21 protein-coding genes are annotated in these 24439 nt (G+C 36.3%); 18 read left to right on the forward strand and 3 right to left on the reverse strand.

Annotated elements, in window-relative coordinates:
• The first annotated feature begins 36 nt into the window (after nucleotides 1-36).
• From wecC to galU, 16 genes are all read left to right on the forward strand, one after another.
• Nucleotides 37-1311, forward strand: a complete 1275-nt coding sequence (gene wecC, locus CWB62_RS18070) for a UDP-N-acetyl-D-mannosamine dehydrogenase (protein WP_138530963.1) — start codon at nucleotides 37-39, stop codon at nucleotides 1309-1311.
• 5 nt (nucleotides 1312-1316) lie between these two features.
• Complete coding sequence (locus CWB62_RS18075) at nucleotides 1317-2564, forward strand: MATE family efflux transporter (protein ID WP_138530965.1); 1248 nt, start codon at nucleotides 1317-1319, stop codon at nucleotides 2562-2564.
• Nucleotides 2545-3018: an acyltransferase gene (locus CWB62_RS18080; protein ID WP_138530967.1), complete on the forward strand. Its 474-nt coding sequence runs from the start codon at nucleotides 2545-2547 to the stop codon at nucleotides 3016-3018. The genes CWB62_RS18075 and CWB62_RS18080 overlap by 20 nt, the downstream gene beginning before the upstream one ends.
• A 76-nt stretch (nucleotides 3019-3094) precedes the next feature.
• Nucleotides 3095-4504: a heparinase II/III domain-containing protein gene (locus CWB62_RS18085; RefSeq protein ID WP_138556289.1), complete on the forward strand. Its 1410-nt coding sequence runs from the start codon at nucleotides 3095-3097 to the stop codon at nucleotides 4502-4504.
• Nucleotides 4483-5607, forward strand: a complete 1125-nt coding sequence (locus CWB62_RS18090; protein WP_138527841.1) for a glycosyltransferase family 4 protein — start codon at nucleotides 4483-4485, stop codon at nucleotides 5605-5607. The genes CWB62_RS18085 and CWB62_RS18090 overlap by 22 nt, the downstream gene beginning before the upstream one ends.
• Nucleotides 5604-6899 (forward strand): O-antigen polymerase, encoded by a 1296-nt coding sequence (locus CWB62_RS18095; protein ID WP_138527843.1) that lies wholly within the window; start codon nucleotides 5604-5606, stop codon nucleotides 6897-6899. Before CWB62_RS18090 ends, CWB62_RS18095 begins: the two co-directional genes overlap by 4 nt.
• A gap of 4 nt (nucleotides 6900-6903) precedes the next feature.
• Nucleotides 6904-7359, forward strand: a complete 456-nt coding sequence (locus tag CWB62_RS18100; protein WP_138527845.1) for a serine O-acetyltransferase — start codon at nucleotides 6904-6906, stop codon at nucleotides 7357-7359.
• Between the two features lie 3 nt (nucleotides 7360-7362).
• Nucleotides 7363-8493, forward strand: a complete 1131-nt coding sequence (locus CWB62_RS18105; RefSeq protein WP_138527847.1) for a glycosyltransferase — start codon at nucleotides 7363-7365, stop codon at nucleotides 8491-8493.
• Between the two features lie 200 nt (nucleotides 8494-8693).
• Nucleotides 8694-10115, forward strand: coding sequence for a heparinase II/III family protein (locus tag CWB62_RS18110; RefSeq protein ID WP_249310675.1), 1422 nt, complete (start codon nucleotides 8694-8696; stop codon nucleotides 10113-10115).
• A gap of 2 nt (nucleotides 10116-10117) precedes the next feature.
• Nucleotides 10118-11287 (forward strand): glycosyltransferase family 4 protein, encoded by a 1170-nt coding sequence (locus CWB62_RS18115; RefSeq protein ID WP_138527851.1) that lies wholly within the window; start codon nucleotides 10118-10120, stop codon nucleotides 11285-11287.
• Nucleotides 11284-12219 carry a UDP-glucose 4-epimerase family protein gene (locus CWB62_RS18120; protein ID WP_138527853.1) on the forward strand — a complete coding sequence of 312 codons (936 nt, stop codon included), beginning with the start codon at nucleotides 11284-11286 and terminating at the stop codon, nucleotides 12217-12219. The genes CWB62_RS18115 and CWB62_RS18120 overlap by 4 nt, the downstream gene beginning before the upstream one ends.
• A gap of 15 nt (nucleotides 12220-12234) precedes the next feature.
• Entirely contained in the window at nucleotides 12235-12783 is a 549-nt protein-coding gene (locus tag CWB62_RS18125; RefSeq protein WP_138527855.1) for a sugar transferase, read from the forward strand.
• A 317-nt stretch (nucleotides 12784-13100) separates the two neighbouring features.
• A complete protein-coding gene (locus CWB62_RS18130) occupies nucleotides 13101-15053 on the forward strand; it encodes a polysaccharide biosynthesis protein (RefSeq protein WP_138527857.1) in 1953 nt (650 codons plus the stop codon).
• 138 nt (nucleotides 15054-15191) lie between these two features.
• The gene (glmM, locus tag CWB62_RS18135) at nucleotides 15192-16547 is read left to right on the forward strand and encodes a phosphoglucosamine mutase (RefSeq protein WP_138527859.1); all 1356 of its coding nucleotides are present in this window, start codon (nucleotides 15192-15194) and stop codon (nucleotides 16545-16547) included.
• Between the two features lie 204 nt (nucleotides 16548-16751).
• Nucleotides 16752-17918, forward strand: a complete 1167-nt coding sequence (locus tag CWB62_RS18140; protein ID WP_138527861.1) for a nucleotide sugar dehydrogenase — start codon at nucleotides 16752-16754, stop codon at nucleotides 17916-17918.
• A gap of 128 nt (nucleotides 17919-18046) precedes the next feature.
• The gene (galU, locus tag CWB62_RS18145) at nucleotides 18047-18967 is read left to right on the forward strand and encodes a UTP--glucose-1-phosphate uridylyltransferase GalU (protein ID WP_138527863.1); all 921 of its coding nucleotides are present in this window, start codon (nucleotides 18047-18049) and stop codon (nucleotides 18965-18967) included.
• 714 nt (nucleotides 18968-19681) lie between these two features.
• Here the strand turns inward: galU and CWB62_RS18150 are convergent.
• The gene (locus tag CWB62_RS18150; protein WP_138527866.1) at nucleotides 19682-21127 is read right to left on the reverse strand and encodes a capsule assembly Wzi family protein; all 1446 of its coding nucleotides are present in this window, start codon (nucleotides 21125-21127) and stop codon (nucleotides 19682-19684) included.
• Nucleotides 21128-22175: 1048 nt separating this feature from the next.
• Between CWB62_RS18150 and CWB62_RS18155 the strand changes: the two genes are divergently transcribed.
• Both CWB62_RS18155 and CWB62_RS18160 read left to right on the forward strand, forming a co-directional pair.
• Nucleotides 22176-22649, forward strand: a complete 474-nt coding sequence (locus tag CWB62_RS18155) for a peroxiredoxin (protein WP_138527868.1) — start codon at nucleotides 22176-22178, stop codon at nucleotides 22647-22649.
• Between the two features lie 222 nt (nucleotides 22650-22871).
• Complete coding sequence (locus CWB62_RS18160) at nucleotides 22872-23216, forward strand: four helix bundle protein (RefSeq protein WP_138527870.1); 345 nt, start codon at nucleotides 22872-22874, stop codon at nucleotides 23214-23216.
• A gap of 113 nt (nucleotides 23217-23329) precedes the next feature.
• On the opposite strand, the gene CWB62_RS18165 is transcribed toward CWB62_RS18160, so the two are convergent.
• Nucleotides 23330-23830, reverse strand: coding sequence for a DUF3299 domain-containing protein (locus CWB62_RS18165; RefSeq protein WP_138527872.1), 501 nt, complete (start codon nucleotides 23828-23830; stop codon nucleotides 23330-23332).
• 14 nt (nucleotides 23831-23844) lie between these two features.
• The coding region (locus tag CWB62_RS18170; RefSeq protein WP_138556290.1) for an ABC transporter permease at nucleotides 23845-24439 on the reverse strand (595 nt) is incomplete at its 5' end.

Genomic DNA, 24439 nt, shown 5'->3' on the forward strand with positions numbered 1-24439 from the left:
AACCTAGAACCTAGAACCTATTTAAAAAGGATTATTATGTCATTTAATACAATTTCAGTTATTGGCTTAGGCTATATTGGCTTACCTACGGCAGCAATGTTCGCGTCGCGTAAAAAAAGCGTAATAGGTGTCGATGTAAATCAACATGCGGTAGATACAATTAACCGTGGTGAAATACATATAGTAGAACCTGACCTAGACATGATCGTACATGCAGCTGTGAACGAGGGCTTTTTAAAAGCCGTAACGACGCCAGAGCCTGCGGATGCATTTTTAATAGCAGTACCAACACCATTCAAAAACAATGACTCAGAAGTACCAGAGCCAGATTTAAGCTACATAAAAAAAGCTTCTGAGGCGATAGCTCCCGTACTTAAAAAAGGTGATTTAGTAATACTAGAATCTACCTCACCCGTTGGCGCTACAGAACAAATGGCTGAGTGGTTAGCATTAGCTCGCCCAGATTTATCATTCCCTTCCCCTAATAAAGAATCTGCAGGCGAAGAAGCTGATGTGAATGTTGCGCATTGCCCTGAGCGAGTATTACCAGGACATGTAGTGCGTGAGTTGGTTGAAAATGACCGCGTAATCGGCGGTATGACTGCCAAGTGTTCAGCCCGAGCTGTTGAGCTCTACAAAACATTTGTACAAGGTGAATGTGTAATTACAAATGCCCGTACAGCAGAAATGGCAAAATTAACAGAAAATTCATGCCGTGATGTACAAATAGCGTTTGCTAATGAGTTATCGATCATTTGTGATAAGTTAGATATTGACGTATGGGAGCTTATTTCACTTGCCAACCGTCATCCTCGTATAAATATTTTACAACCAGGGCCTGGAGTTGGCGGGCACTGTATAGCGGTAGATCCGTGGTTTATTGTTAGTAAGACGCCAGAAGAGGCCCAAATAATACACACTGCACGTAAGGTAAATGACGCAAAACCACAGTGGGTAATTAACAAAGTTAAATTAGCTATTGCTGACTTTTTACAAGCTAACCCAACTAAAACAGCAAAAGATGTAACTGTAGCGTGTTATGGTTTAGCATTTAAACCTGATATTGATGATTTACGCGAAAGCCCTGCTTTAAATATAACTAAACAGATAGCTGAGCTACACGCCGGTAATGTAATCGCTGTAGAGCCAAATATTGAGCATCTACCAATTAAAATAAATAAACTTCAATTATCAACATTTGAAGCTGCTAAAAGTGCAGCCGACATTCATTTGTTACTAGTAGACCATTCTAATTTTAAAAGCCGTAAGCTTGAAGTAACGTATTTGATTGATACAAAAGGGATTTGGTAGCTTTTATGTCAAAAGGAAGAGGGGATAATAAAATATTACTTTTTGTTCATGGTTTAACATTTTTAGTAAGTATTATATTTTCACTCCTTCTTCCAAAAGCTCTGGGAGTGCAAGATTATATAATTGTAATGCAAATTACAGCATTTATTAATTTTCTACTTCCAATTTGCGCATTTGCCTCGCCTACATTGATGATTCGGCAGTATAATTCTTTAGATAGAAGTGTGTTATTTCTACAAATTATTAAATTGTATCTACTAGGCTCGCTACTCGTTACTGCAATTATAGTTTTTACTTTGTTATATCTTGATGTAATGACAATTAATATTGCAATTTTGGTGTTTTTTATAACTCTTTTTTCGTCTGTTTTAACTGGCATTGCAGCTTTTGCTCGTGCTCAAACTCTTCTTTTTTTATACTCACTATGTACTATTTTAGTGAAGTTGAATTTACTATTAATAGTAACTTTTTTTTATATTGATAATACACTATCTGCTACTCACTTGCTTTTCCTTTGGACTTTGTCAGGTGGTATCGTGCTTTTTTTGGCTTTCGTTTATATGGAGCAGCCGTTAAGTATAGCAAAGCTAAATAGTGACGTAGTTGAAAAAAATGAGTTGTTGAATATGAATGAGGTGATAGTTTTTTGCTTCCCCGTTGTTTTTGCAAATTTACTAACAATGCTACTTCCGCTTTTAGAAAGGTTTCTACTTGGAGGGCTAATATCCAGTGGAGATCTTGCTTTATACTTATTTAACATTGACATATTAGCAAAATTTTCATCTGTAATACTTTTGGCTTTGAAAGTAGTTGTTTTTCCAAAAATAATGTTAACCAAAAAAGGATTGCAAGTTGAACTTTTTTACACTTATTTAAAAAAGGTTTCAATAATAATATTTTTTGTTTTCCTCGCATCACCGTTTTTGAGTTACCTATATGGGGTAATTATAGCAAAGTTTATAGGTTACAATGAATATTATGATTTTTATGTTGTAATTTTACTTATTACTTATTCTTTAGTTATTCCCTTTAATTACATGTTAACAATAGGGCTTGTAATTATAAACAAAAATAAATTCTTGTTGGTTAGTACATCTATGACATTGTTCTTACATGTCGTGGGTATTCTAGTGTTTTCAGAAAAATATGCTGCATTAGGAGCTTCATCATCACTATTTTTCTCATTTTTAATATCATCACTTATTCTGTTATTTTATACGCTGGTTAAGGTTAATGAATATAAAAGTAATTAAAACTAAATATATAAAATTAAAGTCTAAACTAATTACATGGGCTATTAAACTTCAAGGAGCTGAAATAGGTCCTGGTTTTTTGATTTTCTCCAATAGTAAATTTTATAACCATCAAAATTTGGCCATAGGTAGCAATGTTTTTATAAATGACTATTTTTGGTGCAACGCAAAAGGAGGTATAGAAATAGGGAACGATGTTTTAATCGGCCCAAATGTGACTATCCACTCATCTAATCATAATTATTTAAAAGGTTATGTTTTTAGGAAGCTAGGACATGAAGATAGAAAAGTAATTATAGGAAGTAATGTTTGGCTTGGTGCTAATTGCATAATCTTACCTGGAGTTGATATTACTGATAATATAGTTGTAGCGGCAGGCTCTGTAGTCACTAAGTCTTTAAAGCAGGAGGGGGTTTACGGTGGAGTTCCGGCTAAATATATTAAAAGTATATAGTTTTTATTTCGGGTTTATAGTTTCCATTTTACTCCGTTTTGCTCCGTCAAGATACGTACTGTCATTATTCAAAAGAATGAATTTAGATGCCAGGTCAGTATGGGAGTATGAACGTTTAAATTTTTTGCTCAGTAAAAGAAAGTGTAAGATGCTTTTCGTTTCTTTATATTATTTTTTTTCTCCAGTAGGAAAAGGTCTTACTTGGTCTTGTTCTATGGAGTCAACTTATAGAATTTATAATTTGTTGTTTGCAAATTATATTAATACTAATTTCAGAGTGGAAAAGTATATAATTAAAGAGGCAAATTTCATAAAAAATAACCTTGAGTTACATTCTAATAATAATCATATACTTTTTAATTATATTGGCTTAGTTATTTCCGATGAGCTGTATGGGGGGGGGGGGAACTACCACCGGCTTTTATATTCAGAAATAAAGAAACAATTTAACAATGATGGAACAAATTTTGAAGCATCTACATCGTATCATGTTTTGGTTGTTGAAAGCATACTGTGGTTAATATACTTTTTTCCACACTTAAAAAATGAGCTTTTGAAACAGTTTAATTATACAGGTGCTATCAGGTTTATTTTGTCAGTTAAAACAGAGTTTGGTATTTACAATGTCGGTGATAATGATGGTTCTGTTTGTATAAATACACAGATTGATAATCCTTTTTTGTCAACTATCAAGAGTAAAAGAACTGTCCAATTATATAATATAAATCATATTATAAGGGCTTTTGATATTGATGATATTGATGATATTGATGATATTGATGATATTGATGATATTGATGTTTTTAATGATTTCGGATTAGTTTCAATTAGAAATGAGAATTACAAATTACTGCTATTTAATACTAATATAGGACAAGCTGGGAAAGGGGGGCATAATCACAATGATCTTCTTTCACTTTGCTTATCTTACAATGGTAGAGAATTTATAATAGATCCAGGTGTGTTTTTATATAGCGTTGATAGGGATAAGCAAAGGTCAATTACAAAACACTCATCGCTTTTTGCTTGTTTAAATGGTGAAGCTTTAGAACCTGAGCTTTTTCTTAACCGGTTTGGGGTAAGCAATCAAACAAAAAAGAGGGTTTTGAGAAGAAATCAAGATATTGAAGCTAGTTATAGCTTACCAACTTCATTTGATGACCTTACTCTTTGTAGAACTATTAACTATTCTCTAAATGAGATTGTGATCACAGACTCCTTGCTGATTGAGCGGGGTTTTATTTCGGGACTTCAATTAAGAAGTAATTTATTTTTTTCAGATACAGTTGTAGCTAAAAAGATATCAAATAATGAAGTCTTATTATGTAATGGTATTGAGCGTGTTTTACTTATTTTCGATAGTTCATGCACTATAGAGATTTCATACTCTTCAATTAGTAGTGATTATAATAAATTTGCTACATCTCAATTTTTAAATGTAAGTACAAACGAAAGAGAGTTTAAATGGTCAATAAAATTAATTTAAAAGTTGCACATATTGGTTGCCCATACTTTCCCTATTTAGGTGGAAGTACAAAAAGGCTTTCTAAATTAGCTGAATTAATTTATTCAAAGGAAGGCTTCCAGCAGTACCTTGTTACTCCTTCATTAAGTCGTGATTGTAGTAAAGATGACTTGTATTTTTACGAAGTATTGAGAAATGAAAAGGTCAATAATTTTGGGTTTATATATGATATTTTCAATTTCATTAAAAAAAATGATATTGACATAGTAGTATTTCATAATTCTAGAGTTCTATTGAACTGGTTTTTATTTTATCATTTCCGACTTCCTCATGTAAAAATATTAGTTGAAATACATTCATTTCGTGATGATTCGAAGTTTAAAAAAATCGTTAATAGTTTTTTATATAAGAAGAGTGATGGTGTGGTCCACTTGTCACGGTCTTCGGAAGATTACATGGCTAGAAATTATTTTAACAACAATAATCATGTAATTTATAATGGTATTAATGTTGTGGGTACTGGCAATAAAACATCTAACTACAACCCTGATAAAATTAGATTATGTTACGTCGGCTCATTTCATGACTGGCAAGGTGTAAATATAATTTGTGAAAATATACTTAGCTTAGGCTCCGATTATTGGTTAAACAATGAAATATACTTGATTGGCGATGGTCCAGAGCTTAACTTAATCAGAAATAAGTTATCACCATTTGTCAACAAAGGCGCCAAAGTATTTATAGTTGGATGGAAGGATTCCGTTTATATAGAAAGTATTATAAAAGACACTGATTATCTACTATCTACTAGGCCAAGTACCACTGCTACCGAGACTGTATTTCCGTTGAAAATTGTTGATTCAGTAAATTACAATGTCCCTCTCCTTTGTACAGACGTTGGTGGCCTAAAGGAGATATTGCATGAAAAAAATGCTGCGTTTTATATTGATAAAACGAATTTATATAGTATGGCTGCTTTTTTACGAAACCCACCTGATAAAAAATGTTATAACAAAGTGAAAAGTAATCTATTAGACTTGAAAGATAGCTTAGATACTTGGCATTATTCGGCTGAAAAATACTTATCTTTGTTTAAAGAAGTTTGCAGTGATATAAAAAAATGAGTGTTTTATATTTCTTTGTCAATGCCGTCGTTTTTTGTTTTTTTGTAAAACAACTACGGCTTTTGGGATTAGGCTTTATAAGTATGCCTGGCGTTTATTATGTCCTTTCATTTTTGCCTGTGCTAAGTTTATTGTCGATAGATTTAATGAAACTTGATTCACAGAGGTTAGGTTATTTTGATTATTTGAACGCTATTACTATCCACACTTTATTGATTGGTTTGGGCTTATTTTGTTCATACTTAATGTTTAATAATGGAAAAGTTCCAAGTAGAGCATACTCCGAAAATTTTATTTTTAAATCAGCACCTAGAGCTGATAAGTACGTTTTTCTTCTAATTTTTTTTGTAGTTATTATTTTTATACATCAAATTCTTTCTCTTCGAAGTATTCCCTTTTTAATGATGTTTACTGATAGCTCTGTTAGTGAATTAACTATGGCGCGAGAGGGTGGATATAAACTCCAAGGTGGGTTTTCAGTCTATTTTTGGCATTTCTCACGGATGGTTTTTATACCCTTTTTGGTCATATTGACTTTTATTAAATTCCTAGGAAAAAAGGACTATTCGAGCTTCTTACTTTTTTTATTTGTATTATTTGTTGGTGTTTTTAATAATGCTTTATCCGGTGCGAAAGCTCCTGTGGCTATGTTGTTTTTATGTATGTTTATTGCATATGTATTATTGAAGGGTTCTTTTAAACTTAGGTACTTACTCGTAGCTATAGTTTTTATTTTTATATTCCCATTTTTTGTAGAATATTCATACTCTGAGAGTTCTTTTATCGATACTTTAAGCTTGTTTTCAGAAAAGGTAATAAAAAGGTTTTCACACGAAACGTTCGATAGAACACTTTCTTATTTTGATTCGTTTCCTTATATTCTTGATTATCTAGGTGGGAGAACAAATTCATTATTTCTTCTATTTTCCCAAGAATCATATTTTAATGTTCAAAACTTTATTTTTATAGAAAGGATCGATGGTGATGTCAAAGAGCATTTATTACATGGTTCAGCTAATGCACATTTCATAGGTTATATGAACGCAGACTTCGGAATGCTAGGCGTTCTGTTATCTTGCTTTACGATTGGTTTGATTATAGGCTTTTTAGATGTTAAATCTTCATCGCGAATAAAAACCCCAGAAAGTTTTGCTTTATATATTGTGATGGCTTTTATTTTCTGGAAGTTGATGGGGTCGCAACCAACTTCTGTCTTGTTCTCACACGGTTCTATTTTAGCTTTTTTAATGTTACTTTTTTTCAACAGTATAAACAAAAGTACTAAAGGATAAACTAATGAATGCTATCAAACTATACAGAGTCTCTGCTTTTTTAGAAGGATATGGAATACCTATTCTCCCTTATTTTATTAAAGCGCTAATCTTTCTTGTATTTAATAGTGTTGTCCCTCCCACTGCGGTAATTGGGCGAAATAGCAAGTTTGCATATGGAGCCATTGGGGTTGTTCTTCATGCAAAGTGTATTATTGGAGATAAAGTTATAATTGGCCAAGGTGTCACTATTGGAAGGCAATTGGATCCTGATGGTGTTCCTGTTATTGGCGATAATGTATATATTTCTGCAGGGGCAAGGATATTGGGAGGAATAACGATTGGGAATAATGTTATTATTGGTGCTAACTCTGTTGTTATTAGAGATGTGCCACCTAATTCCATTGTTGCTGGGGTACCAGCAAAGATCATAAAAACGATAGATGAAGATATTTATAAACTATTAAAAAATGTGTATTAAATTATGAAAGTTTTATTTTTTCAACCTTACTTAGCTAATTGGCGAATAGAGTTTCTAGAATTCTTTATTAAAAAATCTAAGCATGAAGTAGTCGTTTATGATGGTGGATTTAGGCCAAAAAATGATGTTAAATCAATTTCCGGAAATAAAGTTAGTTTTCCTGTAAAAGTATTAAAATCATTATCTCCGATCTTTAGATTTAAGAACCAAAGTTACCCTTTTTTCTTTTCTCCTTTCTTACTTTTTAATCTAGTTCGTGATCGGCCTGATGTAATTATTACTGAAGGAGAAATTAATTTTATTAATAATATCTCTATATGGCTATATTGTTTTGTTTTTAGAAAAAATTATGTTTGGTGGAGCCTAGGAAAAGTACGTACAAGGAAAAAAAACATAATTAATAAATTTTTTGATCCAATAATAAATAATCAAATAAAAAATGCGAAATGCATTATGGCTCGTAATTCTTATGCAAAAGATTATTATATTGAGAATGGCCTTAAAAACGCTACTGACATTATAGTGGCTCCAAATAGTATGAATAACTATAAAGCTCTTAATGAGCTTGATAGTACAATACAAGAGAGGTTGTACGGCATAAAAGGTAATAAAAAAGTAATACTTTACGTAGGTGCTTTAGTAGAAGACAAGTGTCCATCTGATTTGTTAGAAGCTTTTTCATTACTTGAAAATAATTCAGATTTACTACTTTGGTATGTTGGGGCAGGACCTGAACTTAATAAACTGAAAGAGCAAGCCGCGTTGCTTGGTATTTTTGATAAAGTCAATTTTTTTGGAAAGATATTTGATGGAGTTGGTAATTACTTCAATGTTTCCGACCTTGTTGTTGTCCCAGGTTTAGGTGGGCTTGTTATTAATCATGCAATGATTTTTTCTTGCCCTGTTATTTCTAGGCTGGCAGATGGGACAGAACAAGATTTGGTTATAGACGATGTAACTGGCTACTTAGTCAAAGGAAGCTCGAATAAAGAATTGGCTCGTAAAATTGATAAAATATTTATTGATGAAAAATATACTTCTTTTGGTCTTAATGCTAGTAAGTTAATAGCGAGTACTTGGAATATAGATGTTATGTATCAAAAAGTTAACGAATGCATAGAGTACAAGCCTTGAATCAATGGAAAAAATACTTCTTTACTTTAAAGTATCTTAAAATAGAGCAATTTTTTTTTAGGTTGTTGTACAAAGTAAAAAAAATAAACGTAAAAAAAATAATCATATCCGGCTGTGCTACCTGGTATTGGAACGGGCCTTGCCTTTTTAAACAGTCAATTTTTGACAATCACAAATTGTGTTTTCTAAATGAAAAGGGGGTGGTTGGAAAAAGTACTGACTGGAATAGTGATAGGTATTCAAAACTTTGGTTGTATAATCTGCATTACTTTGATGATTTAAGCTCTGAAACTCATCAAGCACGAGAGTCTATACATTATAATTTTATTAATCGCTGGATTGACGAAAACCCTCCTTGCTTTGGAAATGGTTGGGAACCATACCCACTATCACTTCGGTTAGTAAACTGGGTTAAGTGGTTTAGTAAAAAAGAAAGTGTTGACCAAAAGTATTTAAATAGTATTGCACAGCAGGCAAGTGCGCTTTCACAACAGCTTGAGTACCATATTTTAGGTAATCACTTATTTGCTAACGCCAAAGCTTTGACCTTTGTAGGAGCGTACTTGCAAGGTGATGATGCTGAAAGTTTTTTAAAGCTAGGTTTAAAAATATTAGATAGTGAAATTGAAGAGCAATTTTTAGCCGATGGTGCTCACTTTGAATTGTCTCCAATGTATCATGAAATCCTACTTTGGGATTTACTTGAGCTAATTGATTTAGCGAAAACTAGCCATAATGTAAAATTATTAGAGCGTTTAAATAACTGGGAATTAGTGGCAAAAAAAGCACTTAATTGGCTCAGAACAATGATTCATCCTGATGGTGAAGTTAGTTTTTTTAATGATGCAGCAATTGGCATCGCAGCAAACCCATCAGATATTTTCAACTATGCAAATAAGCTTGGTATTGAGTTCCAAGCACCATTAAATTTACTAACTACTAATCATGCCAGTGGTTATAGTCGAGTGCAAAATGATAATTACACTCTTTTATTTGACCACGCAAACGTTGGCCCCGATTACTTACCCGGGCATGCGCACGCCGATACTTTAAGTTTTGAAATGTCAGTTGGTTCTCAACGCATTTTTGTTAATTCAGGCACATCTTTATATGGTGTTAGCAAAGAGCGCTTAAGACAGCGAGAAACCTCGGCCCACAATACTGTTGTTGTTAACGGGCAAAGCTCCTCAGAGGTTTGGTCTGGCTTTCGTGTTGCGCGTAGAGCTTATAGCCGGCTCATTAAGGCGGAAGAAAGCTCTGATAATATTACATTATCAGCAAGTCATGATGGCTATAAGCGATTAAAGCCAAAAGTAACTCATACTAGAACAATAAATGCGTTGATCGATTCTTGTATTATTACTGATGACTTATCTACTAAATCAGCCGCAGAATTTAATTTGCATGTACACCCAGATGTAGAGATAAAGCAAATCGATGGAACAAGTTTGGAGCTAAATTTTGCATGTAAAAGTAAAGTGCTTTTAGTTAGTTCACAGGCCTGCTCTGTTGAAGAAAGTACTTGGCATCCTGAATTCGGTAAAACCATTCCCAATCAAAAAATAGTTATACCATTTTCGAATGGTAAATTAATTACAGAAATAAAAATTAAAAAGGAATAGCTTTGAAAGTATTGGTGCTCTCATTTTATTATGCTCCAGACTTATGTGCTGGCTCATTCAGAACTACAGCTTTAATCGAACAGCTAAAAAATAACTCTGATGTTGAGATTGAAGTTATTACAACTATGCCAAATCGCTATGCAAGCTTTGAAGCCGGTGCACAGGAGTTTGAACAAAATGACAACGTAACCGTAAGGCGTATTGTTTTACCTTCGCATAAAAGTGGCATGCTTGATCAAATAAAGTCTTTCGCAGCCTTTTATAAGCAGGTCAACAAACTTGTCAGTGGTAAAAAGTATGATTTAGTCTTTGCAACGAGCTCTCGTTTATTTACTGCTTTTTTAGGGGCGAGAATTGCAAAACGAGTTAATGCACCTCTCTATTTAGATATACGTGATATTTTTGTTGATACGCTAAAAGACGTGTTAAATCTAAAAATTACTTTTTTGCTAAAACCTATTTTAACATTAGTTGAAAATTATACGTTTTCTGCGGCTAAGCATATTAATTTAGTATCAAAAGGGTTTGAGAGTTACTTTGTTAATCGCTTTAAAAGTGCAAACTATTCATGGTTTACAAATGGTATTGATAAAGAGTTTTTGCTCACTGAAGTGCCATTAAAATCAGAGTTAAGTGCACCAGATACGTTGACAGTCTTGTATGCAGGAAATATTGGTGAAGGGCAGGGCTTAAATACAATTTTACCTGAGTTAGCAAAGCTCGTTGGTGTTAAATATCAGTTTAAAGTGATTGGAGATGGAGGCCGAAAAGCCGCCTTGGTTGAGGCAAGTAAGGGGGTTACCAATATCTCTTTTCATCCGCCTGTAAACCGTGAGCAGTTAATTCAAGAGTATTTAAGTGCAGATATATTATTTTTACATTTAAACGATTACCCTGCTTTTGAAAAAGTTTTACCTTCAAAAATATTTGAATATGCTGCGATGGGTAAACCTATTTTAGCTGGTGTAGGCGGGTACGCTGCGCAATTTATCAACAAAGAAGTTGCTAATGCAGAGGTGTTTTATCCAAGTAATCATCAGCAGGCAATCACTTCTCTTGATAGCTTGAAGCTAGGTCAAACAAATAGAGATAGTTTTATCAATAAGTACACCCGTACAAATATTATGAATGAAATGGCAAACTCAATTATTAGTTGTGGCGGTAAAAAGTGAAACGTTTACTAATCACTGGTTACTCTGGTTTTGTTGGCAGTAATTTAGTAGACCAATTGCAATGCAGTTATCAACTAAACCTATTAGGTAGAAAGCCATCTAACTGCGGTAATGTTTTCACGCATAATTTGGACTCTAGTTCACTTTATAGTGACTCGCTTGTAAATGTAGATTTTGTAGTACATTGCGCTGCAAGAGTTCATATCATGGATGATGCTGCTAGTGATCCACTTAATGAATTTAGAGCCATAAATACTAAAGGGTCACTTAATTTAGCTAAACAAGCAGCAGCTGTAGGTGTAAAGCGTTTTATATTTTTAAGCTCGATTAAAGTGAACGGTGAAAGCACAAGTGGCAAAGTTCCTTTTTCTGCAAGTGACAAACCAGCTGCAGAAGATCCTTACGGAATATCTAAAGCGGAAGCAGAACAGCAATTGTTAGATCTTAGCAAGCAAACCGGTATGGAAGTTGTGATTATCCGCCCACCACTTGTTTACGGTGAAGGTGTTAAAGCAAACTTTGCCTCATTAATGCGATTTGTTGGCAAAGGTTTACCATTGCCGTTTAGATCGATAAAAAATAATAAGCGTAGTTTAGTATCAGTTTATAATTTAGTTGATTTAATTAAGGTGTGTATTGAGCACCCCAAAGCTGCTAACCAAATATTTTTAGCTAGCGATGACTTTGATTTATCAACTGCTGAAATGGTTGCTTTAATGGCAAAAGCGCAAGATAAGAAGAACTTAGCTTTGCCTGTGCCTGTTTGGTGCTTTAAATTAGTTGGTAAGCTACTTAATAAAAATGATGTGATTGATAGGCTAACCGGATCTCTCCAATTAGATATTAGTCATACAAAAAATACGCTTGACTGGAAACCGCCATACTCAGTTGAACACGGTTTTAAACTTGCCGCTAAAACCAAAACAAAATAATTAATGGATTTATAAATGATACGTTTACTCGACTTTTTATTCTCACTATTTGGTTTGTTATTTGCTTTTCCATTTTTAGTGATTTTATACATTATAGGGTTATTCGATACAGGCTCTCCTATATTTACCCAAGAGCGTGTTGGCCGCAATAAAAAACCATTCATACTCGTTAAGTTTAGAACAATGACTGTTGATACTGCATCAGTTGCAAGTCACTTAGCAAGTACCGCTTCAATAACTCCGTTTGGTGGTTTTTTGCGTAGAACTAAGTTAGATGAGCTACCTCAACTTTGGAATGTACTTAAAGGTGAAATGAGCTTAGTAGGTCCGCGCCCTGGTTTATTTAACCAAGAAGAATTGACCAAAGCACGTGATGTAAAAAATGTATTTGACGTACGCCCAGGGATCACCGGCCTTGCCCAAGTAAACGAAATTGATATGTCTACCCCTGAATTACTCGCTAAAATAGACCGTGAGATGATTGATACCATGACAATAGGTAACTACTTTAAATATATACTCATGACTGTTACAGGAAGCGGTAGCGGCGATAGAGTAAAATAATTATCACTTCAAATAGTTTTATATGGACTCTATTTTTATGAAATTAGGTCCTCTTTTTTATGCGTTAACTAAACTGCAAACTATTTTAACTTAGACAAGGTATGCGTTTTTTACATAACCGATAGCATCAAAAAAATATGTAAGCTTGTGTAAACTGCCCCGGTAGCCTTTTGAAATATATAGATGTTAGTTATTTGATGCTTAAGCTTTAATACAAGCTAATTAAATTCGACTTTTTGTTATAGTTAATATTTTGTTAAATTAAAAACCAACGTTATAGGGCAGTGCCCTTTATTTGACCCGCACAGGAACTAGCAATGGATAGTTTTATTCGCTCAATTTTAAATGCTTCTCGCGCTAAAAAGCGAATTATTACACTTTGTATTGATTCATTATTTATAATGTTAGCGTTTTGGCTTGCACTGATTGTGAGGCTCGATAGCTTAGAGCCACTAAAACAAGCTCAAAACTGGCTGTTACTTGCATTGCTTACGCCTGTGAGTTTGTATGCATTTATAAGCTTAGGTTTATACCGCGCTGTACTTAGGTACATGAACTCGCAAGCTATTTGGGCAATAGTGTTAGGTACCGTTATTACAACGATTAGCTTGGTGTTGCTTGCTTTTTTTATGGGGGTTGATATACCTCGTACTATGCCGTTTATATTTGCATGGTTATGCTTGCTTACAGTAGGTGGTGCCCGGGTGTTGGTGCGCGCACTTATTGGTAAAATGACGACCAGTAAAAAAGAGTCGGTAATTATTTATGGTGCGGGGTCGGCAGGCCGGCAATTAGCCACGGCTTTAGGCGCAGGGCCTGAGTATTTTGTAAGTGCATTTATTGATGACGATGTAACCAAGCATGGCTCCATAATACAAGGCATACCCGTTGTTGAGTTTAAAGGTATTTATGAGCTTATAAATAAACGTAAAGCCAGCAAAGTGCTATTAGCGTTACCTAGCGAAACCCGTGCACGGCGCAAAGAAATACTTGCCCAGCTAGAGCCCTTAGCAATTAAGGTGCTTTCTATCCCCGGTATGGCCGATGTGGTTGAGGGGAAGGCTAAGCTTTCTGAAATTAGTGATGTTGGTGTTGAAGACCTACTAGGCCGCGACCCAGTTACCCCTAAACCAGATTTAATGGCCGCTAACATTACCAGTAAAGTAGTAATGATTACCGGTGCGGGGGGTTCTATTGGGTCTGAGCTTTGCAGGCAAATAATTAAACAAAAACCCGCAAAGCTAATTTTATTTGAGCAAAGTGAATTTGCATTATACGCAATAGAAAAAGAGCTATGCGAGTACATAACAAATAACAACCTTGAAATAGAGCTTGTGCCAATTATGGGGTCTGTTCAACGTATTAACCGCATAGAAACTGTAATGATGGCCTTTGGTGTGCAAACGGTTTACCACGCAGCTGCCTATAAACACGTGCCTTTAGTTGAACATAATGTGGTGGAGGGCGTACGCAATAACGTATTTGGTACCTATTACACTGCAAAGGCAGCCGTTAATACAGGGGTTGAAAACTTTGTGCTTATTTCTACCGACAAAGCAGTACGCCCAACCAATGTTATGGGGGCCACAAAACGTATGGCCGAACTTGTACTGCAGGGCTTAGCGCAAGAGCAAGGTAGTAAACATAAAACACGTTTTTGTATGGTGCGTTTTGGTAATGTATTGGGATCGAGTGGTTCGGTAGTGCCGCTGTTTCGCAGGCAAATTAAAGAAGGCGGGCCAATAACCTTAACACACCCCGATATAACACGATTTTTTATGACCATTCCTGAGGCTGCTCAGCTTGTTATACAAGCGGGGGCAATGGGTAAAGGTGGCGATGTGTTTGTGCTCGATATGGGTGACCCCGTTAAAATTAAAGATCTAGCGTCTAAAATGGTTAGGCTTTCGGGTTTAAGTGTTAAAACAGATACTAACCCACATGGTGATATTGAAATAAAATGTACAGGCCTACGCCCTGGCGAAAAACTTTTTGAAGAGCTTTTAATTGGCGACAACGTGGGTGAAACAACGCACGAGCGAATAATGACCGCCAATGAGGTTATGCTGCCATTAAGTGAGCTTAATGTATTTATAGAGGCGTTAGATATTGCATGCCATAACTTTGATCACCAATCTATTAGGCAGTTACTGCTTGATGCACCTACAGGGTTTAACCCTACCGACGGTATTTGTGATTTAGTTTGGAACGCAAAAAAACAGCTTCCACTCGATAGTGATGAAAAAGTAATAAGCCTAAAAACGAGCTAAGAAGTTGTAATAATAACTTTTTTGAAACGCGAGTGTAACTCGCGTTTTTTTATTTTGTAATGCGTTACTCATTTTAAGATAATAGATTGAATTAATTATTCGTAGTTATTGCGATAAAACAGTGATAAAGGAGCAGTTATGGCACGTAAGTATTTTGGTACAGATGGAGTTAGAGGAAAAGTAGGTACTTTTCCTATCACCCCCGATTTTGCAATGAAATTAGGCTGGGCTGCGGGTACTGTATTGGCTTCAAGCGGTACTAAAGAAATTTTAATAGGTAAAGATACACGTAATAGCGGTTATATGTTTGAGTCGGCAATAGAGGCCGGGCTTTCTGCCGCTGGTGTAAATGTCGCTTTTGTTGGGCCAATGCCAACTCCCGCTGTTGCTTATTTAGCATCAACATTTAGAGCCGATGCCGGTGTGGTAATTAGTGCGTCGCATAACCCATATTATGATAACGGCATTAAGTTTTTTAATAATTTTGGCACTAAGCTAAACGACGAACAAGAACTTGAAATAGAAGCCTTACTTGAGCAAGCATTAAATAATGATGCAATGCAATGTGTAAGCTCAGAACGTTTAGGTAAAGCTAGGCGCATAAATGACGCTGCTGGCCGCTATATTGAATTTTGCAAAGGCGTATTTCCAAAGGATTTAACGCTTGAAGGCTTAAAAATTGTTGTTGATAGTGCTAATGGCGCAGCGTATCACATTGCCCCTAATGTGTATGCCGAGCTAGGCGCTGACGTTATTAGTATTAACGATAAACCTAATGGTTTAAATATTAATGAACAATGTGGTGCAACTCACCTAGATAGCCTTCAAAAGGCGGTTATAGAGCATGGCGCTGATTTAGGTGTTGCACTAGATGGAGACGCCGATAGGCTTATGCTTGTAGATAGCAGTGGAACTGTTATCGATGGAGACCAAATACTTTATATTTTGGCTAAAGCGGCAAAACTACAAGGTAAAATGGAAGGTGGGGTAGTTGGGACGTTAATGTCTAACCTTGGTTTAGAGTTGGCGTTAAATCAATTAGATATTCCGTTTAAGCGTGCAAAAGTGGGTGATCGCTATGTTGTTGAACAGCTTAAACAAACAGGTTGGAAGTTAGGCGGTGAAGGCTCGGGCCATATTTTACATTTAGACCATGCATCAACAGGTGATGGTATTGTTGCATCGCTTTTAGTATTAGCTGCGCTTATGCAGCAAAAGCAATCGTTACAGGAATATGTTGCGGGCATGAAAAAGTTACCTCAAGTACTTTTAAATGTGCGTTTGTCAAAAAATAATGCGGATGAAATATTAAAAACAGAGCTTGTTAAACAAGCCGTTACAGAGGCTGAAAGTATATTAGCAGATACTGGTCGTGTTTTGTTGCGTAAGTCGGGCACGGAGCCACTTATAAGAGTTATGGTTGAATCAACAGATTCTATGGCTTCTCAGGCACAGGCGGAGCATATAGCTAAAGCTATTAAAACATTACTGTAAAAAAACTCATTTTTATTTAGTTAATTTTTAATTGCGCGGTTTTTGTCGCGCAAAATTTCACCTTTCACCTTTCACCTTTCACCTTTCATTTTAAGTCAGGCATAATCATGTTGATACTTTAAGCTTAATATCTAATAGATGATATTAAGTAACTCTGGTAAAATTAAGCATATTAATTACCAATAAAAACATTAAAGGAATAACATGAAAATTGCCGTGGTAGGTACGGGCTATGTAGGCCTTTCGAACGCTATGCTTTTATCGCAACATAGCGAAGTGGTTGCACTTGATATTGACGAGCAAAAAATAGCATTACTCAATAATAAGCAATCGCCTATTGTTGATACTGAAATTAGTGAATTCCTAACACGCAGTGATTTAAATTTTACAGCCACTACCGACAAAGTTGCCGCTTATAAAAATGCTGATTACGTAATTATAGCCACGCCAACCGACTACGATGTTGAAAATAATTACTTTAATACCAGCTCGGTTGAAGCCGTAATTAAAGATGTTATAGCACATAACCCTAATGCATTTATGGTGATTAAGTCGACTATTCCAGTAGGTTTTACTGCCGATATTAAAAAGCAATTTAACGTTGAAAACTTAATATTTTCCCCTGAGTTTTTACGTGAAGGTAAAGCGCTTTACGATAACTTACATCCGTCACGCATTGTTGTAGGCGAGCAAAGCGAGCGCGCTACTGTTTTTGCTAATTTACTTAAGCAAGGCGCTATTAAGCAAGATGTTGAAGTGCTATTTACTGACTCAACTGAAGCTGAAGCCATTAAGCTATTTTCTAACACATACTTAGCTATGCGCGTTGCGTATTTTAATGAGCTTGATAGCTACGCAGAAGCACACGGTTTAAACAGCAAGCAAATTATACAAGGAGTTGGGTTAGACCCACGTATTGGTAACCATTATAACAACCCGTCGTTTGGGTATGGCGGCTACTGCTTACCAAAAGACACTAAGCAACTTCGTGCTAACTACCAAGACGTACCAAACAATATTATTGGCGCAATTGTAGATGCAAATACAACCCGGAAAGACTTTATTGCTAAGTCTATTTTAAAGCGCAGCCCTAAAGTAGTAGGCGTATACCGCTTAGTAATGAAAACGGGATCTGATAACTTCAGAGCGTCGTCTATTCAAGGCATTATGAAGCGCATTAAAGCCAAAGGTGTTGAGGTTGTTGTTTATGAGCCTGTGCTTAAAGAAAGTGAATTTTATAATTCACGTGTGATTAAAGACTTAAATGAGTTTAAGCAAATATCTGACGTTGTGGTTTCTAACCGAATGGTTGAGGATCTAAGCGATATTGCCGATAAAGTATATACGCGTGATTTATTTGGTAGTGATTAATTAAATAATAGCTGTTAGTACAGTGACCTAACCCCGATAAGTTTTTCGGGGTTTTACCTCGTTCATCCCTCATCTACATTTAATCTGTTAGTTTAAAAATAATTAATTTAAAAAATAAAGGACTACTCATGAAAGCTGTAATTCCTGTTGCTGGCCTTGGCACGCGTATGCTACCCATGACCAAAGCAATCCCTAAAGAAATGCTCCCTATTGTTGATAAGCCTCTTATTCAATACATTGTTAATGAGTGTGTAGCTGCGGGCATTAAAGAGGTTGTGTTAGTTACTCATAGCTCTAAAAACGCGATTGAAAACCATTTTGATACCAGCTACGAGCTTGAAGCAACACTTGAAAAACGTGTTAAACGCACACTACTTGAAGAAGTGCGCTCTATTTGCCCAAGTGATGTGACCATTATGCACGTTCGCCAAGGCGAAGCTAAGGGCTTAGGCCACGCTATATTGTGTGCAAAACCTATTGTAGGGAATGACGATTTTGTAGTTGTGCTACCCGATGTAATACTTGATGCGTACACGGCTAACCAAAAAACAGAAAACCTAGCCGCTATGATTGCACGTTTTAATGAAACGCAAGCAAGCCAAATTATGCTTGAACCTGTTGCTATGGATGATGTAAGCAAGTACGGTATTGCCGATATTAATGCTGTGCAATTAGCACCGGGTGAAAGCGCTAAAATTAAAACTATGGTTGAAAAGCCGGATGTTGATGCTGCGCCTTCAAACCTTGCTGTTGTTGGCCGCTATGTATTAAGTAAAAATATTTGGCCATTACTTGCTAAAACCCCAGTAGGGGCGGGTGGCGAAATACAATTAACCGACTCAATTGATGCGTTAATGGCGCAAGAAACAGTTGAGGCATTTCATATGAGTGGCCGCGCGCACGACTGTGGCGACAAGCTGGGTTATTTAAAGGCAATTGTTGAATATGGTATGCGTGATGAAAAGCTGGGTAAAGAATTTGCACAGCATTTAAATACATTAGTTAATGGTGAAAATGCGCCAACACTTAACAATGTGGTTAATTTGTAAAAATAGCTTTAGTTATTCTAAAATTATAAAACCGTGTTTAATTTAAACACGGTTTTTTTGTTTTTTAGACAAGTTTTGTATTTGATTAATAAAGTGAATAAGACATTATTATCACCACAGAGAAGACAAGAAGAAGTAAAGGAGAAGATACTAGAAAATAGTATATTTCCTCTGTGTAGCGCGCAGTGCTCTCGGTGGTCAAAATTGTCTAGTGGTTAAATTTTTTACCTAAATGGTAAAGTAAATAAAACATTATTATCACCACAGAGAAGACAAGGAGAAGTACAGGAGAAGATACTAGAAAATAGTATGTTTCTTCAGTGTAGCGTGCAGTGCCCCGGTGCCCTAGGTGGTAGAAATTGTTTTGTGGTTAGGTTTGTACCTGATTTATAAAGTAAATAAAAATATTATTATCACCACAGAGAAGACATGGGGAAGTAAAGGAGAAGATACTAGAAAATAGTATGTTTCCTCTGTGTAGCGCGCAGCGCCTCAGTGTGCTCGGTGGTAATTAAATCCCTAAATTATCTTAACGTAGGGGTGAAGCTTGCTCACGCAAAAGGTTGTTAATGTGACTATGTATAAATTAAACGCGCCAGCAAGCAACGCGCCTACAAAAACAAGCTTGGGTACCCTGCTGGTATTTAGGAAGTATAGTTTTTTATAGGTATTATATCGTTTTTGAAAGCGCGAAATAAATTCGCGCTTTCAAATTTAAAAGTTAGCGGAGAAAGCAATTCTTGAAAATGCTTCTCCATACACATCTTTACCTAGGTAAAGCTCAGCGCCTAGGCTTTTAGCGCCCCAAATAGGTTTGTTTAATTTACGCGTATAGGCTGTTTGGAGTTCGTAACTTGTATTGTAACCATCTCGTTTGTTTGTAAGGCCACGTAACGTTGTATTTAAGCCCTCTTTAGCGCTAAGTTGCCAATGCCAGTTAATACTCATCGATTTTGCTGGAGTGTAGTCTGTATAGTCGTGCTCGTCTCCCCCCCAGTGGCCAATTACGTTGCCTGAGTTGCGATTTCCATCCTGGTATATACTATTTGCATACCAACCTAACTGCCAATTACTGTGTTCAAAACGTAGGCTGTGATTGTTTGCTATAAAGGGTAAATAAAGCCCAAAACTATATGCGTTATTACGTGAACCGCCGCTAAATGTATCTTCAAGCGCAACTTCACCATAAAGCTCATACGGTAAATTAAATAGGTTGTTATTGTATTCAAAGGTGATTGAACCTAACTGATCGCCTAGTTCAAAGTTTGCATCAACCTCTTCGGCATCAGCACGTGTTATATTATCTTTTCCGCCAGGGTCAAAAAAACCTTCGGCGAAATCTTTTAATGTTATGCTGCGCGGCCCCCCACCAAATTGCATTAAGCGACTTAGGCCAATAGTTAAATTGTCGGTAGCAGCAAAGCTGGTATGAAGGCCAAATAAATAAGGTTTACCAGGTTCAAATTCTCGGTCAGAGGCATCAATACGCCCTGTCTTCAAAATTCCACGCTGCTCGGTCATTTTACTAATAAACATATCGTATCGAATTTTAAAGCTGGTTATTGGCTCAACATTACTTATGGTAATTGACGGCGTTGCTTTAGCGTGTGTGCTTAATAGCATGGCGCTATCGTTAAAAGGTGAATACCAATGCTCACGATAGCCTATATCGAGCTGTGCGTATTTATTACCTAGGTAAATAAAGCTTTGGGTTGGGAGTATTTCGTTTTCGTTTGCAATGCCTGCCACACTTACACCAAAGTAACGGCCAAAGTTAGCGTAAGCGCCACCTTCAACAATTAAGTTGGTTTTAGTGGTTTGCCCGCGTTGATTGGGTAGTGTTTTGTTTTTTGTACCAGCAGCAAGGGTTACTTTAGCAAATGTGCCTGCATCACTTTGTATATACGGGCTTATTTGGTACGACAGAGTTTGGTAAAGCTCTGGGTAACTATGCCTTATGGTTTGTAGTACGTTGTATATATCATGCGCTTTATAGGGCTTGCTCATAATGTGGGTATTTTTACTTACCGCTAAAAGGCGCTCTACATTATGCTCTAACTCTGGTGCTTGGTTTAAAGGTAGATATGGCGATACGCCTCCCTTTGCTAAAGCGTTTGCACTTAATGCTAATGCTATAAGTAACGATGTTTTTTTGAGCATAATTATTCCGTTTGCCAATTTTTATAGTAAGTAAATACGTTAATGCGAGGTTAGCAATAAATACGTTAGTAAGAAAGAAAAAAGCGTTTATAGGAAGTGGTTTTAAGTTGCTAGTTATAAGGTTGAAGTTTCTAGATATTAGTTGGCAATTATAGATGTTAGTTTTCAGTTTAAGTTGGCGGCAGTTATTAGAATAACCATTAAGGTTTGTATTGATGAGCGTTATTTACAAAAGTGACTTATTCACCACAGAGAAGACAAGGAGCAGTGCAGGAGAAGATACTAGAAAATAGTATATTTTCTCTGTGTAGCGCGCAGCGCCTCGGTGTCCTCGGTGGTCAAAATTGTTTTGCGGTTAAACTTTTTACCTAAATGGTAAAGTAAATAAAATATTATTATCACCACAGAGAAGATAAGGAGCAGTGCAGGGAAATTGATTTTAATACCAATTCATTGTATTAAGCTCTTCTCAGTGTAGCGCGCAGCGCTTCGGTGTTCTCGGTGGTAATTAAATCCTAAAATCATCTAAACGTAGGCGTGGAGCTTGCTTGCGCAAAAGGTTGTTAATGTGACCATATGTAAATTAAACGCGCTAGTAAGCAAGGCGCCTACAAAAAACGCGCCGTAGTGTATCGAGAAAAATAACTTAAACCAATTGGCTTTGGTTTTCTCATTTGCTCCTCATTCGCTTCTCTTTGTGCATTATGTTTTTAAAAGCCGATTATTCACAAAGAGGGTAAGAGACGCCGCGCTTTTTTGTGGGGTGTTATATATTTGGGCTGGTACTTGCCTTTATACTTTGCGTGAAGCTTGCTTGCGCAAAAGGTTGTTAATGTGACCATATGTAAATTAAACGCGCCAGCAAGCAAGGCGCCTACAGTAAATTAGCCGCGGCGCTATACAGTGTATAAATGAGCATTCCAACTCGTATCTTAGCGTATATTGTGTGAAAAATTTGTATTTATGCTTTTAATAATAAAGCTGCGCCCATTAGCAAAGTCCACTATGCTATGGGCTATTCGTTATTTATATTTTTTAAGGATTCATCATGATTGAGCAAGGACAAAACTTACCAGAAGTTACACTTACGCAGCTTGCAAGTGAAGGTATGCAAACGCTAACTAACAAAGAGTTGTTTGATGGCAAAAAAGTGGTTTTATTTGCTGTGCCAGGGGCGTTTACACCAACGTGTTCAAATGCGCATTTACCTGAATTTATTACGCTTGCTGATAAAATTAAAGCAAAAGGGGTTGATGCTATTTATTGTGTGTCGGTTAACGATGCATTTGTAATGAAAGCATGGGGCGACTCGCAAAACGCTGAAGAGCTTTTAATGCTAGCCGATGGTGACGCAAGCTTTACTAAAGCACTTGGGCTTGAAAAAGATACCGCAGGCTTTGGTGGTATTCGTTCTTCACGTTACGCAATGATTGTAGATAACGCGGTTGTTACTGGGTTATTTGTAGAAGAGGGTAAAGAGTTTACAGTAAGCCGCGCAGAGCATGTTTTAGAAAAGCTTTAAGGCTGCATTTAGTTGTCAGTGTTTAGTTATCAGTTATTAGAAGTCAGTTGTCAGTGGTTAGTGGTTAGTGGCTAGTTATCAGATAGAAGTTTTTAGATATTAGTGATTAGATGTCAGTTATTAATAAATTTTAGATTTATTTTAGGCGAATTTAGTTAGCTATTTGTTATTTATATATTTAAAACTAAGCTAGTAAAAATGTTATGAACAAAAGTAAGACTAATGAATTTTGAAAATTTAGATGTATGGAAACGTTCTGCACGTCTCAGTGTAGATATTTACAGGTTTACAGCAGATATAAAAGACTATGGGTTTAGAGATCAATTAACACGCTCAGGCCTTTCAGTACCCAGTAATATCGCAGAAGGTGTGTGTAGAGAAATTTATAAAGAGAAAAGTAGATTTATAGATATAGCTAGGGCTTCTCTTGCAGAAGCTAGAACGCAGATATACATAGGCACAGAAATAGGTTACCTAAATAAGTCAACAAGCCAACAATGGATAACAGAAACAAAAGAATTAGCTGCCATGTTAACAAGCCTTAAAAATAAGTTTGATAACAGTTAACCTTAGAGTGTTTAGCTATTCATTCTTCGCACTGAAAACTGAAAACTGAAAACTGAAAACTGAAAACTGAAAACTGAAAACTGAAAACTGAAAACTGAAAACTGAAAACTTTTTCAAAGCTCAAACGGCGCTACGCCGACTGCTTTCATTTTGTAACCTACCTGCGCTAATTCGCCTGACCAGGTTTCTGTTGTAATGACACCGGTGACGACAATGGCATCGTAAAGGCTTTCGATTGGTACGCCGCCTTTTATAGTTACATGCACAAGTTGGTTAGGTGGTGGCGGTGGTACATGTATGCAGGCGCCAAAATACGGTACTAGTAAAAATTCGGTGATTACTTCGCTATCGCCCTCGAGTGGTACAACAAAGCCGGGTAAGCTAACCGATTGCCCATTTAGCTCTCTTACTACGGGGGCATCTAAATCGGGTTGTACCCAGTTTTGATCGCTGCCTTCGTGGTTCGCTTGCGCTTGGGTATCTATTTGCACATGACCTTTAGGGATTAAGTCTTCCCAAAAAATTTCTTTGGGTGGATTAGCATTACTTGTAAAGGTGATAATAGCTAAGCTTAATACACATAAGGTATTAAAAGCCGTTTTAAAAAGTGTCATAAAATTCCTGAAAATTATGTTTTTATACTCATGCCGTCGCTGAGTGAGTAAAAATAAGCACGAGTGGCTGGTATTAAACCAATAATAAAACCCGCCGCCATAATAACGCCTATAAGGGTGAGTTCATAGCGTGAAAGCATGGCTATATTTACACTAATGCCGGCATGGCTTTGTAGGTAGTCGGCTCCTAAAAATAGGGTGCAATAAAATAATGCACACCCAACCACGCATCCTAAAAATGTTGTAAGCAACGACTCCATACTTATAAGTGTAAATAGTTGCCAAGGCCTTGCGCCAACCGAACGCAGTATAGCAAGTTCGCGACGGCGTTGATTAAGGTTTGCAAGCAACGTGGTTAGCATACCAAGCAGGCTTATTAGCACAACAAAAAATGAGAAAAGTAGCAGCATTTTTTCAACAATTGCGAGCATTTCCCATAAGTCTTTTAGCGTAACGGTTGGCATAATGGCTAATAAGGCCTCTGGCTTATACTGATTGATGTTGCGCCTAATTTGTAGCGTGTATAAAGGCGAATCAAATCCCATTAAAAATGCAGTGATTTGTTTTGAGTGGCCAATTAAGTTGTTATGCTCATCGTGCTCATCGTGC

It is taken from the genome of Pseudoalteromonas sp. S408, assembly GCF_005886645.1.
Taxonomy (GTDB): Bacteria; Pseudomonadota; Gammaproteobacteria; order Enterobacterales; family Alteromonadaceae; genus Pseudoalteromonas.